Source organism: Paenibacillus sp. J22P169, from assembly GCF_059691995.1.
This window is the reverse complement of record NZ_JCAUAO010000002.1, coordinates 259359-276677: the sequence shown is the minus strand read 5'-3', so window position 1 is coordinate 276677 and position 17319 is coordinate 259359. Positions and strand designations below refer to the sequence as shown.

General features: G+C 42.3%; 12 protein-coding genes. 5 read left to right on the top strand and 7 right to left on the bottom strand.

Translation table 11 applies throughout. From position 1 onward, the window contains the following. Positions 1-30: 30 nt before the first annotated feature. The 3 genes from AC58QG_RS15660 (at position 31) to AC58QG_RS15650 (ending at position 4639) form a co-directional block, all read left to right on the top strand. Complete coding sequence (locus AC58QG_RS15660; protein WP_497363052.1) at positions 31-1140, top strand: GntR family transcriptional regulator; 1110 nt, start codon at positions 31-33, stop codon at positions 1138-1140. 323 nt (positions 1141-1463) lie between these two features. After that, entirely contained in the window at positions 1464-3083 is a 1620-nt protein-coding gene (locus AC58QG_RS15655) for a sensor histidine kinase (protein WP_497363051.1), read from the top strand. Positions 3084-3085: 2 nt separating this feature from the next. Further along, the gene (locus AC58QG_RS15650; protein ID WP_497363050.1) at positions 3086-4639 is read left to right on the top strand and encodes a response regulator; all 1554 of its coding nucleotides are present in this window, start codon (positions 3086-3088) and stop codon (positions 4637-4639) included. 52 nt (positions 4640-4691) lie between these two features. Here AC58QG_RS15650 and AC58QG_RS15645 read toward each other — a convergent pair whose 3' ends face one another. The 5 genes from AC58QG_RS15645 to AC58QG_RS15625 form a co-directional block, all read right to left on the bottom strand. Then, complete coding sequence (locus AC58QG_RS15645) at positions 4692-7793, bottom strand: alpha-mannosidase (RefSeq protein WP_497363049.1); 3102 nt, start codon at positions 7791-7793, stop codon at positions 4692-4694. A 10-nt stretch (positions 7794-7803) separates the two neighbouring features. After that, the gene (locus AC58QG_RS15640) at positions 7804-9387 is read right to left on the bottom strand and encodes a type 2 periplasmic-binding domain-containing protein (protein ID WP_497363048.1); all 1584 of its coding nucleotides are present in this window, start codon (positions 9385-9387) and stop codon (positions 7804-7806) included. Between the two features lie 57 nt (positions 9388-9444). Next, positions 9445-10338 carry a carbohydrate ABC transporter permease gene (locus AC58QG_RS15635; protein ID WP_497363047.1) on the bottom strand — a complete coding sequence of 298 codons (894 nt, stop codon included), beginning with the start codon at positions 10336-10338 and terminating at the stop codon, positions 9445-9447. Positions 10339-10356: 18 nt separating this feature from the next. Then, entirely contained in the window at positions 10357-11313 is a 957-nt protein-coding gene (locus AC58QG_RS15630) for an ABC transporter permease (RefSeq protein ID WP_497363046.1), read from the bottom strand. 527 nt (positions 11314-11840) lie between these two features. Continuing rightward, complete coding sequence (locus tag AC58QG_RS15625) at positions 11841-12581, bottom strand: hypothetical protein (RefSeq protein WP_497363045.1); 741 nt, start codon at positions 12579-12581, stop codon at positions 11841-11843. A gap of 371 nt (positions 12582-12952) precedes the next feature. On the opposite strand from AC58QG_RS15625, the gene AC58QG_RS15620 reads away from it, so the two are divergent. Next, a complete protein-coding gene (locus AC58QG_RS15620; protein ID WP_497363044.1) occupies positions 12953-13996 on the top strand; it encodes a YncE family protein in 1044 nt (347 codons plus the stop codon). Positions 13997-14208: 212 nt separating this feature from the next. On the opposite strand, the gene AC58QG_RS15615 is transcribed toward AC58QG_RS15620, so the two are convergent. Together AC58QG_RS15615 and AC58QG_RS15610 are read right to left on the bottom strand one after the other, a co-directional pair. Then, positions 14209-14379 carry a hypothetical protein gene (locus AC58QG_RS15615; RefSeq protein WP_497363043.1) on the bottom strand — a complete coding sequence of 57 codons (171 nt, stop codon included), beginning with the start codon at positions 14377-14379 and terminating at the stop codon, positions 14209-14211. A 333-nt stretch (positions 14380-14712) separates the two neighbouring features. Further along, entirely contained in the window at positions 14713-15162 is a 450-nt protein-coding gene (locus AC58QG_RS15610; RefSeq protein WP_497363041.1) for a hypothetical protein, read from the bottom strand. 594 nt (positions 15163-15756) lie between these two features. On the opposite strand from AC58QG_RS15610, the gene AC58QG_RS15605 reads away from it, so the two are divergent. Continuing rightward, a complete protein-coding gene (locus AC58QG_RS15605) occupies positions 15757-17028 on the top strand; it encodes an MFS transporter (protein WP_497363040.1) in 1272 nt (423 codons plus the stop codon). Positions 17029-17319: the final 291 nt, after the last annotated feature.

Genomic DNA, 17319 nt, shown 5'->3' with positions numbered 1-17319 from the left:
ATAAACAAAATACAAGGAGTAATGAATCGTATGTCCAGCACGCCAGCAAGGATTCCCATGTACATTCAATTAAAAACATACATTATGAACCAGATCCATCAGGGCATCTGGAAACCTGGGGATAAGCTCCCCTCGGAAAATGAACTCGCTGAGCAGTTTGACGTCAGCCGCATTACGGTAAAAAATGCGATGGCCGATATCGTGAAACAAGGACTTATTTATCGAATTCAAGGAAGAGGCTCCTATATATCCGATAACGCATCGACACCGTTAATGTCGTATGAGCCTAGAGAAGCCATGGGATCATGCGTCGCCTTCCTTATTCCTCGCCTTGACAATCTGTTTACCGCTAACTTAATGACCGGTATTGAACAGGAACTGGCTGATCATGGTTATCACCTCGTATTCAGACTCACACACGATATGCAGGAATTAGAAAACAAATTATTGAAAGAATTCACTCAACTCGGAATGAAAGGTATCATCATCTATCCGGTGGAGGGGGAGACTTTCAATAATGAAATACTGAAATTGACCTTAGATCACTATCCGCTTGTCATCGTAGACCGGTATTTGCGCGGACTCGATGCCAACTGTGTAAGCTCCGATAACTTTGCTGGATCGTATGAAGCAACCAAATACTTAACAAGTCTCGGTCATACCAAGATTTGCTTTCTCAGTACAGCTATCACGGGTACAACGAGCATCGAGGATCGGTTGCACGGTTACGAGCAGGCCTTGAGTGATTCCGACCTATTCATCGAGTATCGGCTAAGATTGAATCTAAGCAGCAATTTGCCTATCTACGAACAAATCAAGAACTATATCATGGAAAATCGTGATGTTACAGCCATCGTAACGAGTACTTCGACATTAGGCCTGTTCGCCATGAAAGCAGCCCGAGATTTGAGCCTCCTCGTTCCGCGTGATCTTTCTATTGTTTGTTTCGACGACTATGAGAAGTCTGAACTTTCGGAAGTCCCGCTTACGTTTATCAATCAAAACGAGAAGAATATGGGCCGAGAAGCCGCTAAGCTTATCCTTTCCCTTATCCAGAACCCCGAGCAAGAACCGCGTAACCTCACGCTTCCCAGCCAGCTTGTTGTCCGAGGTTCGACGATGAGTCCAGCTCGATCTTAAGGAGCGCGATTGCCGGATAAAGGGCTTCTTCAACGCATCCTCTTGCAATTATAACATTCAAGATAGATACGGTAAATATGTTGTATATTCATTTATAACATTAATACTTATCAATTGGGGGGATTCCAATTAAAACAAAAATTCAATACCAATTTTTCTTATACTATCTTTTTTTTTCCGTCATACCACTTTTGGCGCTTTCCTATTATTCTTACTACAACATCAAAACCAACGCTCAAAAAGAGTTAGTCAATACGATTTCGTTCGATATACGGCAAAGCCAGGCTTCCCTCGATGATCTGTATACAAGGTTTCAAAAGTATATGGACATCCTTTCAAATTCGACCACTTTCTATAATTTCGTTCTCCCTGCTTTAAGTGACATCAAACATGGAGATTTCCAACATGCCAAATATATCGGTACGATGAGCCTTGACCCGCAAATAAAGAGTTTGTTTGCTACCGATGATGTCATTTCAGCCGCCATGGTCGTGATCGATGGACGTGTCGTGTACAGCTACAAAGCTTTTGTATCCGTTACGAATGACTTCAAGAATAATCCCATCATTGCCAGCACGGAAGCCAGCCCCAATATGCGCTGGTTTAGCAATCAGCTCACTCCTTTCGGTGTGTTCGAGGGAAAATATTCAATTATCACCAAAAACATCTATAATATTATGGGCAACAATCCGTCAGAGAGCCTTTGCCAAATTATCCTCTTGGTTAATCAGCAAACGATGAATGATCTCTTAAACAACCAACTTCGATTCCCAGACAGTATCATTCGTGTATTAGATACCGACAATACGAACATTGCCGGAAACGACCATACTCTCCCGATTAGCGACTATCGCATTGCTTCAATGACACAAAAGCTTCCGCTCGATCAGAGCCCTGACAACCTTTCGTATATCGACAACTATTTTGTTTTACAGAATAAATCCAACGTGACGAATTGGCGCATAGCCCAGCTGTCCTCTTCGAAGCATGTAACCGAGGCTTCTTCGGCCATCATTCTCTTTTCCATCATTCTTGTATTCGCCTTGCTGATGCTGATGATTCTGTTTTCATTTATTATTTCGAAAGAGATTCTGCTCCCCATTAAGCGTCTGGCCAATGCCATGAAAAAGGTCGGAGAAATGAATATAAAAATGACGGTCATCTCAAATTCAAAAAACGAAGTTAGCGAAATCACAAGCGGATTCAATCAAATGATAGAACGCATCGACAACTTATTTAGACAGACGATTGAAATCGAACGCCAGAAACGCAAATCCGAGATTGATATGCTGAAATATCAAATCAATCCGCATTTCTTATACAATACGATTAATTCAATCCGTTTTTCCGCCATGAAGCATAAGGATGACATCACGGCCCATATGCTGGTCACGTTAAGCCGTCTGCTTCGAAATACCCTCAGTCATCCAAGCAATGTGATTGCCTTGAGGGAGGAAATGCAGAACATACAAGACTATATTCTTTTGCAGCAGCTGAGATATGATAATCTGTTGAACGTCGAGTACCAGACCGAAGACCATACTTCTCATTTACTCGTGCCGCATATGATTTTACAGCCCATCGTTGAGAACTCTATCTTGCATGGCTTGAATCACAATTTGAACACGGGCGCGAAAGCAAACATCATCCTATCCTCTTTTTTAAAAAATAATACGACCCTTGTCCTTTCGGTTTATGATAACGGGATTGGTATCGCAAGCCATATCATGGACAATCTACTGAATCATCAATCGACAATTACTTCAGACTCTCTGCGAATTGGTTTCGTCAATATTCATAAAAGAATCAGACTCCAGTATGGGGAGCCCTATGGCATTGAAATCGAGAGTGAAGCAGGGGCCTACACCAATGTAAAAATCATTCTGCCCGTATTGGACACTTTGGAAGATGCCAATTTCATTAGCGAAGGAGGTACAAGCTAACGATGAATGCGATTATTGTTGACGACGAACCCTACGTAAGACAAATGTTAAAGAACATGATTCATTGGAACCACCTGTCTCTTGACTTGGTAGGCGAGTTCTTCAATGGGCAAGACGCCTTTCATCGAATTCAGGAAGACAACTGCATAGACTTAGTTATTACGGATCTGAGAATGCCGGTCATGGATGGACTGCAATTGATCAAAGAAACGTTGGCCATTAGGAGAGATATCATCTTTATTGTAATTAGTGCCTTCAACGATTTTCATTTAGTCAAGGAAGCCTTCATGCTTGGCGCCAATGATTATTTATTGAAGTCCGAAATGACGGAAGATCATATCAATCATACCCTCTCCAATTTACGATTAAACGATCACCCAAAATTGGGGGCCATCTCCAGTAAGGAACTGATGAAGGAAACCCTGTTAAGCCGGCTTGTAGCGGAAAATATAACGGCAAGCGATCTCGACATATTGAAGGAATTGCTGTGCAACAACGAAAAAAGGCGATTAACTTTACTTTTATTGAAAATGAATAAGCTTGATGCTCACGCCGCCATTCCCGAAGTGTCCATGAAGCAGGCTATTTCGGAATGCCTCGTTCCTGACGATGATATCCTGACCTATAGCAGTCAAGCTCATATCGAACTGATTCAGATGTCGCCTAGCGAGTACTTGATCCTTACGCTCTATGCCCAGCAGGAATCCGAGTCTAGTATCATGCAACATGTAAGGCATGCCTTTGACAAATTCCGTCCCAACGGGTTCCGTGTCAATCTCGGTTTAAGCTGTGTTTCATCTGATTTCGCCAAGCTCCCTCAGCTCCTTCATGAAGCGAGGCTGTCCCTTGATTACTGTTTTGTTGCAGGCAACGGCTCTATCATTCGATATACGGCCCAGTTTGAGAAAACGCCGCCTCTAGCGATCGATAGCCGGCAACAAATTTCCAACTTGAAGGATCAGCTGAATGCCATTCTCTTTGACAAGCGCAAACCAGATATTCATAATTTGATCATTATTCCCCAATCCGTGAGTGCCAACCATATTCGGGCGATCAAAGAACTGTACATGAAGTATCATTTTATCCTTACAGATTTTGCACAGCAAAACGGGCTTTATGGCGAATTACGCGTGTTAAGTAAAGCGTATGAAGAGCATTTGAAATTTTACGGCGATCTTGACTCTTTAAACAAATGGCTGTCTTCCGCGATTGCCATCGTCAAGGCTCACAATGGCGAGAATTCAATGATTAACCAGGTAAAACACTATGTAGAAGAAAATTATATGCATGATATTAATCTGCAGTCCGCTGCCAACAAGTTCAATATCAACAGCAGCTATCTCAGTCGTCTTTTTTCTGAAAAGGGAGATACTACGTTCACCGATTATTTGGCTCATACGCGAATTTGCAAAGCGATTGAATTCATCAAGTCGACCAACCTGAAGATATACGAAATCTGTGAAAAAGTAGGCTATACTTCCCCAGAACATTTCAGCAGAACGTTCAAAAAAATGACGGGTAAAAGCCCAAAGCAATTTATGGATGGCCGAGAATAAAAAAAATAAACCTGCCGAGCAATTTTCGGCAGATTTATTTTTCATGACTGCTTCACATTGAATAGCTGATCTTGATTGTTTTAATTTCAAATGGCTTGAAACTAAGTTCTATCTCGTTCTTCGCTTCCAACCTCTCGATCTCTTCTTCTAACATATTGGTTACGGCAGCCTGGGCCACATCTTTCGCAAACGTCAGCGTAGAATTCGTGTAAGTTCCTTCCGCTTCGTACATTCTAAGGATATAGGCTTTCTCGTTATCTTCGCACGGTTTGATCGCTTCAAGGATAATATTAGGCTCACTTACGCGAATAAACGATTCGAAGCTGCATTCGCCTGGAACGATAACTGGCTTATAATTAAACGCGTATGCAGGCTTGATGACGGAATCAGCATCAAATCCGCTATGATGAGGCAAGAAAGCATAGGAGCAGGTATGTTCGCCCTTGTCTCCTCTAAAATCCGGCCGACAGCCTCCTTTATGGAGCGTCAGCCCAAGCTGGGATTGATGTACGGATATGCCGTATTTGCAGTCATTTAGAATAGCGACGCCATACTTATTCTCCGACAAATCGGTATATTTATGATTGCAAACTTCAAACTTGGCTTTCTCAATATCTGTATTTCGAGTTGTTGAACGCTTGATGTAGCCAAACTGAAGCTCCTGCCTCGCAAAATCTGCAAAAACACTCGTATCAAAGACGGTCTTTAGTAATCTGTGATCGTCTTGCCAATTCATCAACGTCTCGAATTTCACTTGCTTACTGTCGCTGTAGAAAATAATGTCCTGCAGCAAGCTCGATTTTGCGGTCAGCTTGTAATGATTACGGATTCTAAATTCAACGAGCCCATCCGATACAATTTCGCTCGTGAGCAGCTCAGCGCTATCCTTGAACTTCAGCTCAATATCCGCATCAATGTCCCAGCTGTCCCAAGCTGTCGGCACATCCTCCGCTATTAGCAGCGTATTAAGGGCATAGCCTCCCCCTCTAAGCTCTCTGTTCAGGCTTTTATCAATCATCGAACTAATATAGTTCTTCCCGTCGAAAACCAACTTAAAGAATGGCGTATCCAGCGTATTGTTTTCAAAATGGAAGCAAGAGCCTTTGTCGGGTTCGCCCTCCACGCGTTCCAGCACGGCAGATGACAAAGCCTTCACCGTTACACCTGCAACGGCCAACTGCCTGTGCCCCCAAAGATCGGTTACACGTTGTTGATGATAATTCCCTTGAATTACGCAGCCATCTACAGCATCCAAATAGATTGTATCGCTGCGATCGAACGATAACGTATTAATCACCGAAATCTTGTTGTCCGCAGATTGGGCAGGTACGACTTGTCGAATGAATTGATCTGCTTGTTGAATAATGTGCGTCGTCTCCGAGATGCTCCGGTCATGCACTGCCGGAATCGACGTCCCCGGCAAAATATCATGAAATTGATTGATCAGCAGCGTCTCCACAAGTGGCCTGATCTCGGTATCGCGACATATCGCGTCACGACTCACCGCATCCCTAACTGTGAGATATTCCAGGTCATGCAGACGAATTTCGGCTAATCGATTATTGCGTTTAATCGTATGTTGATTCGTCAGCGTTCCCCGATGGAGCTCGAGATACAGCTCACCCGCATAAACGGGAGGGCTCGTAAGCGACTGCTCTAGTCTTTGCATAAAATCGCCGACCAGCATCGTCTCCACTCTCGGGCACCCTTCCAAGTCACTGCATCTCCGCGCCATCTCAATCATTTCAAATTGCGGCCCGCCCCCGCCATCGCCATACCCATAAGCAAGCAGACGCATATTGGAAACCGTTTTGTCCGTTATGGCATCTTTGGAGCGATGGCCGTCCATCACAGAGTCAATGCAGGTTTCCGGATCCGGCCACAAGTGAGTTTTATTCAAGTGCGTCAACACTCTTGTCCCATCTAACCCTTGCCAATAAAAAGTGTCGTACGGAAATTTGTTCGTATCGTTCCACGACATCTTGGTCGTCAGGAAATAATCAACTCCACACCCCTTCATAATCTGAGGAATGGAGGGACTGTACCCAAACGTATCCGGCAGCCAGAAGCAGTTCGACGTATAGTCGAAATGCTCCCGCGTGAATCTCTGCCCCCATACGAACTGCCGCAGCATCATTTCTCCGCCAACCAAATTACCGTCGCATTCGATCCAGACCGCTCCATTGGGTTCATATCGGCCAGCTTTTACCGCAGCTTTGATTCTTGCAAATAACTCCGGATAATGCTCCAGTATCATTTTCCCGTGATAGGCAGAGCTTTGTACAAACAAGTACTCCGGATACTGCTCCATCAAGCTGATTTGATTCGCGTAGGTGCGCGCACACTTTTTAACGGTTTCTTCAATCGTCCAGCGCCATGCTGTATCCATATGGGAGTGTCCGATGACCGCTGCAATCGGCGCCAGGGATGTATTTTTGTATTGATATAACGTTTTAATTAACTTACTGGCTTGCTCTACGGCCTCTTCAAACCGATTGGCCTCAATATTGTCCGGCGAATAATAGAGGATCTCATGGATTTGCGTGAGAGTCCTAATGATATTGGCCCTGACAAAACTGTTTTTATCCAATGCGCCAGCCATTTGGTTAAAGGTTTTCAAGTCGAAGTAAAAATCGGCCATTTTATTGTTTTTCAAACAAATGTCTATCGACTCGTACTTGTGCATAAAATCGGAACGCTGAGACTCGGCCAAAGGCTGGCTTGCTGCTGAAAAATGACCCGCATAAGACTCCAGCGCAATCTCAATGATCTCTCCGCCTTTAACATTCGACTTGAGCAAGTCGCAGTAGTGATTGCCATGGCTTAATGTAAACGTCCCGTAAGGCGCTCCATTTACCCATAGCAGCGTCTCATGTCCCCCGACATGCGGTTTGAGGAACAAGGTTTGATTGTCCAACTCTTGCTTGACCCTATAGGTTCCCTTCAACCAGCAATAATTCCCTTCGCCGCCCCATGCCTCTCCCGGACTCGCCTGAACGAATAAATGCCTCTCCGGTATGCGATGTAGCCTTTCCGGTGTTCTATAAATGTCGACATCCAACGTATCTACTTTTGTGAAAATGTAAGGCTCTATCGTTTTTTCAAATCGTTTGAGTTTACCCAGCATTCGTTCTGTCTGTTTGTCATTCAGCATGGCTTTCTCCTTACTTTTTGTTATACAATCGGTTGGCGTTCTTGACTAATTCATCCCCGAGTTGTTTTTTCCAATCTGCAATAAAGGCATCGAAATCTTTCATCGTCTTCTCGCCAACGATGACGGATGTGAACATCGTGTTCCATTGTGTCGCGTACGTTTGGTTTTTACCATCCAGATTCTCGCCTGATTCAGAAGTAATCGGGCCTTCTACCGTAGGTTTATCTGTGGTAACCAAATAATCGACGTTTTTCTTGCTGTACAATCCGTTGTCATCGAACAACAACTTCTGTCTATTCTCTTTCACAAAGGAAGGAAGAATTTTGGCATTGACGTCATCCGTAGCATCAAAACCACCATTAAATGGCCAACCGAAGCCTTCTTTGGCTTTGGCATCATTCGTTGATAATTCCTGTTTAGTAACAGGAGCGCCATTAACAAGCGAGTAATGCGTATCTTTCAAGCCATACTTGGCAAGTGTAAACGTATCCGGATTGCTGAAAACTTTATCCCATGCCGTCATGATCGTATGCAGCTTATCCCGATCTTTTTCCAGCTTTTTGTTGAAGAAGACGATATTAGTGAACATAGGCGCGTTAGCAACGATGGCCTTACTTCCATCTCCAAGCGTCGGGAATGGTGCCCACTCCAGCTTGGCATTCGGATATTTCGCTGTTAGCTTTGCACCGATGCTTCCTTCATCAAAAGGCGGATTAATCTGGAGCGTGGTATTGTAATACTGGTAAAAGAGCGCATTATTATTGACAAATTCGTCGACAGGCGCCGATGTATTCTGATACATTGTGTAGTACTCCGGATTGATGTAGCCTGCCTTATACCATTTGTTAAGCTGAATAAGAGCCTCCCTCATACCAGGCATGAATGGAGCATATTGAATCTGGTTATCTTTATAGATCCATGCGTCACGCCGCACACCATAAGCGGACAAGAAGTAATACATCGCTTGAGCCTCTCCGCCATTCTGAACCGTGATCGGATAATTGTTTGGATATTTTTCTTTATACTTTTTCAGCAAAACATCCCAATCGGCAATTGTTTTCGGCATAGTGACCCCAAGCTCTTTCAAGATGTCTGAACGGAGGGCGACGCCGTAAGGCAAAGAGTTGCCCAACGCTCCATTGTTAAACCCCTTGAGCTTTCCATCTCTGGTCCATAGATCGAGGATGTGGCTTTTTTGACTGCCCGCTCTGCTAACGAATGACGCATAGATATTGGGAGCGTATTGCTTGACTTCCTCTTCCGTCAGCGATGCAGCCGAGTCGAAAAGCGCTTTGCTGCTTGTAATATAGCCGCCGTATACATCCGGCATCTCGCCGGATGCAACGAACAAGTTCAGCTTCGTATCATAATCCGCATCGGGCACTGCCGTGATCTTCAGATCAACGCCCAGCTTTTCATTCATCTGCTTGATCACTTCCGAATTGGGATTAGGCTGAATTCTTGTGGTAAAGATATTGACTGTCGTATTTTCCTTTTTCGCCTCAGGTTTCGATGATGACGAACACCCCGCAAGAACAGAAACAGCAGCCGTGGTCAAAGCAAGCGATACTGAAACACTTTTGACAAATTTCATCGACAATTTCCCCTTTACATTCATATCATGTATTTTGACTAGCCTTTGAAACCTATATTAACCTTTCACAGCGCCGATCATAATTCCCTTAACGAAATATTTTTGCAGGAAGGGATACACCATAATGATCGGGATCGTTGTTACAAGAAGGATGGCTGCCTTCACGGATTCAGCTGTATATTTCTGACCTGACATATCAACATTCTCAATCCCCATGACGTTAGCCAGCGCTGCATCCTGCGCGTTATTTAGCACATCTCTCAAAATGATTTGTAAAACTTTAATTTCCCCATTGGAGATATAAATCATAGCGTCAAACCAGGAATTCCATTGACCAACCATAGACCACAACGTCACTGTTGCAATAATTGGCGTAGAAAGCGGCAATACGATGGTAAAGAAGATTGAAAAGTCATTCGCACCATCCATGTATGCGCTCTCCTCGACTTCAACAGGCAGAGACGTAAAGAAATTTCTAATAATGACTATGGTATACGCGCTGCATAAGCCCGGGATGACCAAAGACCAGATCGTATTGAGCATATGCAGCTCTTTGACCAGCAAATAGGTTGGGATTAATCCACCTCCAAAAAACATCGTAAATATGATGATACCCATCCACATTTTTCTGCCTAGCAAATATCGTTTGGATAGCGGATAGGCAAGCATAGCCGACACAACAACCGTAAGAACCGTTCCCAAGACAGTTCGCAGAATCGTCCAGTAGTAGGATTCAAGTAAAGAGCCGGTGGCAAAAATCTGCTTATAGGCATCAAAGGTTGGATTGCTCGTAAACAGATGAAAGCCGATTTTGCTGGACTCATTAGGCGGGCTAATTGAAATAACAACCTGCTGAACAAACGGGAAAGCAATCGTTAAGCATATAAATAACATGAGCCATATATTGAATACATTAAATATCCTTTCACCAATACCTTTTTTCAATTGCATGATCTCTCCTTTCTGTTGTTAGAAGACTGTATAGTTTGAAAGCTTGCCCACAAGCCAATTGGAAAACAATACAAGGATGAGCGCAATCACGCTTTTTGCGATTCCAACGGCTGTTGAAAAACTATATTGCATGTCGACCAAGCCTACTCGATAAACAAAGGTATCGATGATATCCGCAGTTGGCATGACCATGGAATTGTAAAGGTTAAAGATTTGGTCGAATCCACCGTCGAGAATTCCACCAAGCCCTAAGACAAAGAGCATACCTATGGTAGGCAAAATACTTGGAATCGTTATATACAGACACTGTTTGAACCGGCCAGCGCCATCAATGACAGCCGATTCGTACATGTCCGAATTGATCCCGGCAATTGCAGCTAAATAAATGATGCTGCCATATCCGATTTCTTTCCACACGTTAGAAATTAATAATATTTGAAGGAACGAGTCACCATTACCTAATAAAATACGAGGCTGCCAACCTAAGATTTCGCAGATTAAACCATACAAACCATAGCTAGGCGATACGAGTTGAAAGATTAGGCCGGCTACAATGATCCACGAAAGAAAATGCGGCAGATATGAAATCGTTTGCACAATTCGTCTGAATTTATTGCTAATGAGTTCATTCAGCAATATTGCAAAAATGATGGGAGCAGGAAAACCTATGGCAATCTTCAATATGCTGATTTTCAATGTATTCGCCGTAACAGTCCAAAAATATTTCATTTCGAACATCTCGCGGAAATACTTGAAGCCTACCCAAGGACTGCCAAATACTCCATCTTGCACGCTATAATCTTTGAAAGCAATAAGAATCCCGTACATTGGACCATATTTAAAAACTAAAAAGTATATCATTCCAGGCATTAACAACAAAAATAGAAACTTCTGCTTCATCAATTTTGGAAGTAGGCCTACTTTCTTTCGCTGACCAACGATGCTTACTCCTACTTTTCCATTAACTACACTCATACTTATCTCCTGCTTTCTCCTTTTTTCTGTGACAACGCATCGAGAATGCGCTTTCTTTTTCTTCGCTTGTAGGATTCCTTGCATTCATTGTAGCGCTTATACAAAATAATATTAATGATTTATCTTTACAAATCATGATGTATTTTTACTGTCGGCAAACAAGATCACTCTATGAGATAATCTGCTAGGCAATAGTCTCACAATTGTCGTGCCCTTCATGATTGATAATTCTCGTTTGATATCCGAATTGCTCAAGATAGGGTTCATTCATTATAAAAATACACACCGCTGTTAGTTGAAAATATAGTTGTAGACTGGGGGGGCTGATCCCACGCGGTTTTTATAATTACAAAATCGACATCCTTAGTAAAATAAGTTTTAGACTAACCCCAATAAAAGAAACAGAGCAGCCTTGGACGTGAAGATAAAGTCCTAGACTGCCCCTGTTTTACTGAACTATCGTTCTGCGTTAGTTTAGTGTCTACCATGTTATTCCCTCATATAGTTTCGTCTAGTTGAAATTTTATTTATTTAATTGTAGTTTTTGCAAGATCTAATTCCCATTTTTTATCGTTCTGTTTATTGACTAAAGTAACAACTTCTTCGGAGAGCCATACGATTTCTCCAAGATGTTTGGCATATGCAAATTCATGAGGTTGCTCGGAAATTAATAAACTTTTCCTAAGAACCTCACCTTTCTTATTTTTTATTATGATAAATACATTCATGCTCTTTACTTCATGCTGACAAAGAATTTCCGCATTGTACTGTCTACTGGGGCTTTTTACTGGTTTACTCCACACCCATTCATTAACATAATTTAGTTCAATTATTTTTGTGAATACAGATTCAAAAGGGGTAAAATCCCACCCTTTTATTGCAGCTATTTTCTCTACACCTTCTTTTAGCATACGTAATGAAGTACACTTTTTCTCAGAATCCGTGAGCGAGATAAAGTCTAGAAAATTAAACTTCATTTGCACCACAAGAATGCCAGAGAAATTTAGCACTCTTTCATCTTTTATTATGTCCACACATTCAACAAGGATTTTACGACATCCATCTGTTTTATATTTGCAAAATAGCCTGTCAAACATAGCTGATATACATCTTGTTTCAAGTACAAATTCACGCCTAACCCATTTCCATTCAATTGGAGTATCTTTATCCTTCCCAACAAAGGCAATGCCTTTCTCTTCCATTATCTTTATGATTTTCTCGTTATCTGAAGCATAGGGTAGATCTAATTCAAATTCTTTTAAATACATTGAAATCACTCCTAGTTCCCCACAATGTATAGATAGGACGACCTTTGCACTGTTTTAATAATAAATTAAACACCTTTGTCACGTAATCTGCCCGTTAGCGGAGTGAAGGGCTGCCACGACGGCAGCCCTTCAGATGTTTAACTATCGTTTCCCGTTAGCTTAATGCTCAAGTGCCTAAAACTACCCATTAATTCAATGCCATTTATTAAACGGAACTCACGTGAGTTTAATAAGACCTGTTGGCTTAGCCTTAGGTTTTTCTTCGTTACGACTTTACGACTGAACATACGTACATCTAAAAATAATAAACATTACTTTTATCCTGAGCATATAGTATAGGATTCTTAATATATGGAGGTATTAGAAGAAATATGAGGACTAAGCGTTCCATTACTCGATTATCATTGAGGAATCGTGTCATCAGGACTATACCAGTTGAAAGAAACCCCTCCAAAATCTATCTTAATGAGCCCCTTAACCGAATTTATGTACTTAACACCGGAAGTAATACCGTCACTGTAATAAATGGTGATACGAATAGAATAATTCGCACCATAAGTGTTGGCAACAACCCGTTTCACGCTGCGGTAAATCCTCGTACCAACCGATTTTATGTATCCAATACAATAAGTGGAACCGTTTCCGTCATTAACAGTATCACAAATAGGATCGTAAAGACGATCAAGCTTTCATCCAGTGTGGGAAATATAGCTGTAAATCCGTCCACCAACCGAATCTATGTAATCAATCGTAGTAGTAACACATTAGTTGTTATCGACGGCGAAACCAACAAAATTATGTCTAAAATACCATTGGTCGGAATTCAACCGATAAGTGTTGCTGTGAATCCTTTAACGAATCGGATTTATGTCGTGTTTGCGAATACAGGGAACTTGGCCGTCATAGATGGAAAGAGCAATCTGATAATCGCAAATCCTCAAACGGGGCCAGCTTTCGTAGTTTTAATCAATACTAGGACAAATCGAATTTATGTCGTTAAAGACGCTGATATTATTGTAGTTAATGGAAACACCAACAGACTCATAACCGTAATATCCCCCCCTACTCTCCATGAAATCATTGATCCCGCTTTAAATGAGCGAACAAATCGACTGTATTCTGCAGATCCTGATGGTGGCACGGTAAGTGCAGTAAATTTGCGAACAAATCGGATAATCCAGACGGTACGCACTGGCGAATCTCCAGCTGTTATCAATGTTGACCCTATAAGAAACCTTGTATATGTTCCGGAATTTGGCGGCAATGTTATCGTGATAAATGGGGCGGATAACACGATTCTTACACGTATACGTACGGGAGTCGAACCTTTTAACGGTGTTTTGAATGCCCGAACCAATCGTTTGTACGTCCTGAGTAACAGGGATCGTAAGGTTGTCGTAATAGTAGGTTTATGATAATTAATAATAATCTGTAGCTGTAGTGGGGCTACCATACACCGTCGTTCGAACTGATGGAACTTCTCAAAAGACACACGAAATCACACTCATGTGTTCACCAGATTACAACTTTATTTTAACCAAATGGCGGATGTTCTCTTACTTTCCAGATTGATCTGCAGCTGCAACATTGCATCTGACAGTAAGAATTTGTTCAATACATTCCCCACCTACTCTCTCTCAAGCTCGACATTGACAATCGTATTTCTTCTCCTCATTGTTACTGGTCCGGAAGAAATAGCTAATGGAGGTAACGGACAACCGCCACAGTCAGTTAACAGATTCATAATATTGTTGCCGTTGCGGCTTACACTTACATCCAATATCCCCTTCACGATCATCGTGATGACATCCTTCTCATCCTCCTCTTCGGCTAGACTAATCTACTATGGAAATATATTGTTGGTATGGACAGTTGCCCACAGAGTCATTGAGAATCAAATGTTAAAACTGTGGTGCGTCAGATAAGGGAAGAAAATAGGGATTAAATATTCCGCGGAACTGCCCGTTAGTTGAGAAAAGGCAACCGACCCCTAGGTCGGCTGCCTTCTCTTGTTGTTATTGAACTAACGTTATCCGATAGCATAATGTACCACAATGTGTTCCTTAACAATCACTTCGCATGTAATAAGACTATAACAAACTATATAAAATAAGTGTTTTTTTGTCCATAGTTATCGCCTTTTCAATCGTAAGCATTCGAGGCTTACAATTTGACTTATTGGGATAATGTGATTAAAAATGGTAATTACTTGTTGTGGATGCTCAGCTATTATTTGAACAAATTCAACATAGTCTTTCCCCTTTTTTACATTAAAAGCAACAAAACTTGCTTGGATCGCATGAATAACAGCGACATTTTTTATCGGCGGAACTCCTGTTGTTATTTCAAATCTGTAATCAGCCAATCTTGTGAACGGAATTATCCTTAGCCGATTAGTATCCAGTTCCCTTAGTACAAAGGCTTTGTTTCCCACTTTTCGAATGACTCCGTTAATTGACCTTCCATTTGTAGTTGTAAAAACAGGATCTGAACCAAATCCGATTTGCTGGGTGAGACGTTGTTTTAATGTCAGATTAACGGGAATGGGGCATTTTCCACAAATTTTTCGAGTGATTTTCATTTCGTGACACTCTCCTTAAACTCTTATGATTCATGGTATGAGCATGGTTTTTATCCGATTGGGTATTCTGTCAACAACTTTTACCTCTCTCGTTGAAAGTGTTTAAGTTCATTCGTTACTGCACGTTTAGTTGAGAAGGCACTGAAATCTTGGTGTCAGCAGCCTTTTTTGATATTTATTCAGCTATTCTGCCCTATAGCTTAATGAGGATGCCACTCATTTTGCGGTGGCATCCTCATTTTTCAGTTTATTGAAGTAACGTTCTTCGCTAGCGCAATGATTTATATATGATATGGTTCACCTCCACCATGTAAATTCACAACCGCTTGAGGTTGTGGATTTTTTTCTAAATCTATTCACAAGGACAAATCCTTGGTGGTACTATGAGTTTGTAAGAATCGGGATAAAAAGGAGAATCTGCAGCATGTTGCTCATCACTCTCAACTAAGCCGAAGTAACTTGTATAGCGTTCGTACACGGTATGAGAAAATTTGCCCGTAACGGCAGGTTTTTTTGGTGTGCTTTTGTCTATACGACGTCGGTTAGAAGAGACGACAGCAAGAAGCAGATGAATTTTTATCCGGAGGATTCCCATTGAAACCTATAAATAAGAGCGGATTGAGCATTCTTTATTTGTTGATGATCATGGAGGGCTTATCTCTACTCGGCACTCGAATGACCTCCATGTCGATTGGTATTTGGCTCTATCATTCGACGCATCAAACAACGCCGATTTTATGGATTGCATTATTTAACGAACTTCCGGCAATGCTCGCCGGAAGTATTGCAGGAATATGGGTAGACCGGTTCCTGAAACGTATCGTGTTATTACTAAGCGATGCAGGGCAAGCAATAGGCAGCGCATTGTTAGTGATGAGCTTTGGGTTTGGCTTTTTTAGTCTGCCGCTATTGTTTGTGATTGTCTTCCTTCAGGGGACATGTACCATGTTCCAGAGTCCTGCCTTGCAAACGGTCACCACCATGCTGACAAATGAGAACCAGCGGGATCGGGTTAACGGCATAAGAGAAATGATATTTCCGCTTGCGGGAATCATTGCCCCTGCATGCATAAGCCTTCTCTATGAACCGCTAGGAATAACAGGCATTGTAATCGTGGACGGAATTACTTTTGTCGCGTCGGCGATCTTCTTGCTGTCGGTGTGTTTGCCAGATGAGGCGAAGATAGAGCGAATCCTACATCAAGAACAAGGGGCTTCTCGTGACATCTTAGGCGGAATTAGGTTTATGTTTCGGTATCGATTAATAGGCCTAGCCGTATATGTTGGCATAATCAATTTCCTGTTGAACGGCACGCTTGAAATGGTTGTTCCTTACGTGTCCGCCGGGTCTTCGGAGGAAGTGGGTTGGGGAACTCCATTTGTGCTCCTATGTATGAATGCCGGCGCATTTCTAGGAGCTCTAATCGTAGCATGGATAGGACACTTCCGAGACCGGATTAAGGTAATGTCAGTAGGTTACATTTTGACAGGACTTATGTTTATCGTAATCGCAACGGTCAGGGGCCCAATTTGGCTTGGAATCGCGTTATTGTTGCTAATGATACCGCTGCCGGTTGGCAACGCTATGTTAAGCTCCCACTTTCAAACGTTTGTGCCCGCTGCAATACAAGGAAGAGTATTCGCCTTCCTGAACCAAATTAACATGACTTCCTCGGTGTTATCATTCTTTGCTTTGGGTCCGCTAGTCGACCGGGTCCTGCAGCCTGCCGCCGTAAGAGGAGAGTCTCCATGGTTGTTCTCACTCATCAGTGGTCAAGCGGTTGCAGGAATAGCAATCCTATACTTCGCTGCGGGTACTGCAATAACTGCGGTTGCGTTAATAGCTATCCTTCGCCCGAAGAAATGAAGCGATTGGGGTAAAAATGGTGATACCTCAGGGGTATACCATCAGCAATATGTGAAAAGGAGCAGTTTCCGCGCAGAATGCTCCTTTTATTGATATCTTTTTTATTTAATTGTTGCGTTAACCTGCCCGTTAGCTTAATAAATTGTAAAAGTACAGGATAGAACAAAAAATCCACCAGGGGTCCAGGGCTGGTTTCTTTTCCGCGCCATTTCTTGTAATAAAGCAATCATTGTAAAGATGGCTCCGGGTTCGGAATAAACGAGCATGCAAATAAGCGAATCAAACGCTACG

What these genes read in the sequence shown, in the direction of transcription:
- AC58QG_RS15660 (WP_497363052.1), top strand. Translation starts at nt 31, where the DNA reads ATGTCCAGCACGCCAGCAAGGATTCCCATGTACATTCAATTAAAAACA.
- AC58QG_RS15655 (WP_497363051.1), top strand. Translation starts at nt 1,464, where the DNA reads ATGGACATCCTTTCAAATTCGACCACTTTCTATAATTTCGTTCTCCCT.
- AC58QG_RS15650 (WP_497363050.1), top strand. Translation starts at nt 3,086, where the DNA reads ATGAATGCGATTATTGTTGACGACGAACCCTACGTAAGACAAATGTTA.
- AC58QG_RS15645 (WP_497363049.1), bottom strand. Translation starts at nt 7,793, where the DNA reads ATGCTGAATGACAAACAGACAGAACGAATGCTGGGTAAACTCAAACGA.
- AC58QG_RS15640 (WP_497363048.1), bottom strand. Translation starts at nt 9,387, where the DNA reads ATGAAATTTGTCAAAAGTGTTTCAGTATCGCTTGCTTTGACCACGGCT.
- AC58QG_RS15635 (WP_497363047.1), bottom strand. Translation starts at nt 10,338, where the DNA reads ATGCAATTGAAAAAAGGTATTGGTGAAAGGATATTTAATGTATTCAAT.
- AC58QG_RS15630 (WP_497363046.1), bottom strand. Translation starts at nt 11,313, where the DNA reads ATGAGTGTAGTTAATGGAAAAGTAGGAGTAAGCATCGTTGGTCAGCGA.
- AC58QG_RS15625 (WP_497363045.1), bottom strand. Translation starts at nt 12,581, where the DNA reads ATGTATTTAAAAGAATTTGAATTAGATCTACCCTATGCTTCAGATAAC.
- AC58QG_RS15620 (WP_497363044.1), top strand. Translation starts at nt 12,953, where the DNA reads ATGAGGACTAAGCGTTCCATTACTCGATTATCATTGAGGAATCGTGTC.
- AC58QG_RS15615 (WP_497363043.1), bottom strand. Translation starts at nt 14,379, where the DNA reads ATGATCGTGAAGGGGATATTGGATGTAAGTGTAAGCCGCAACGGCAAC.
- AC58QG_RS15610 (WP_497363041.1), bottom strand. Translation starts at nt 15,162, where the DNA reads ATGAAAATCACTCGAAAAATTTGTGGAAAATGCCCCATTCCCGTTAAT.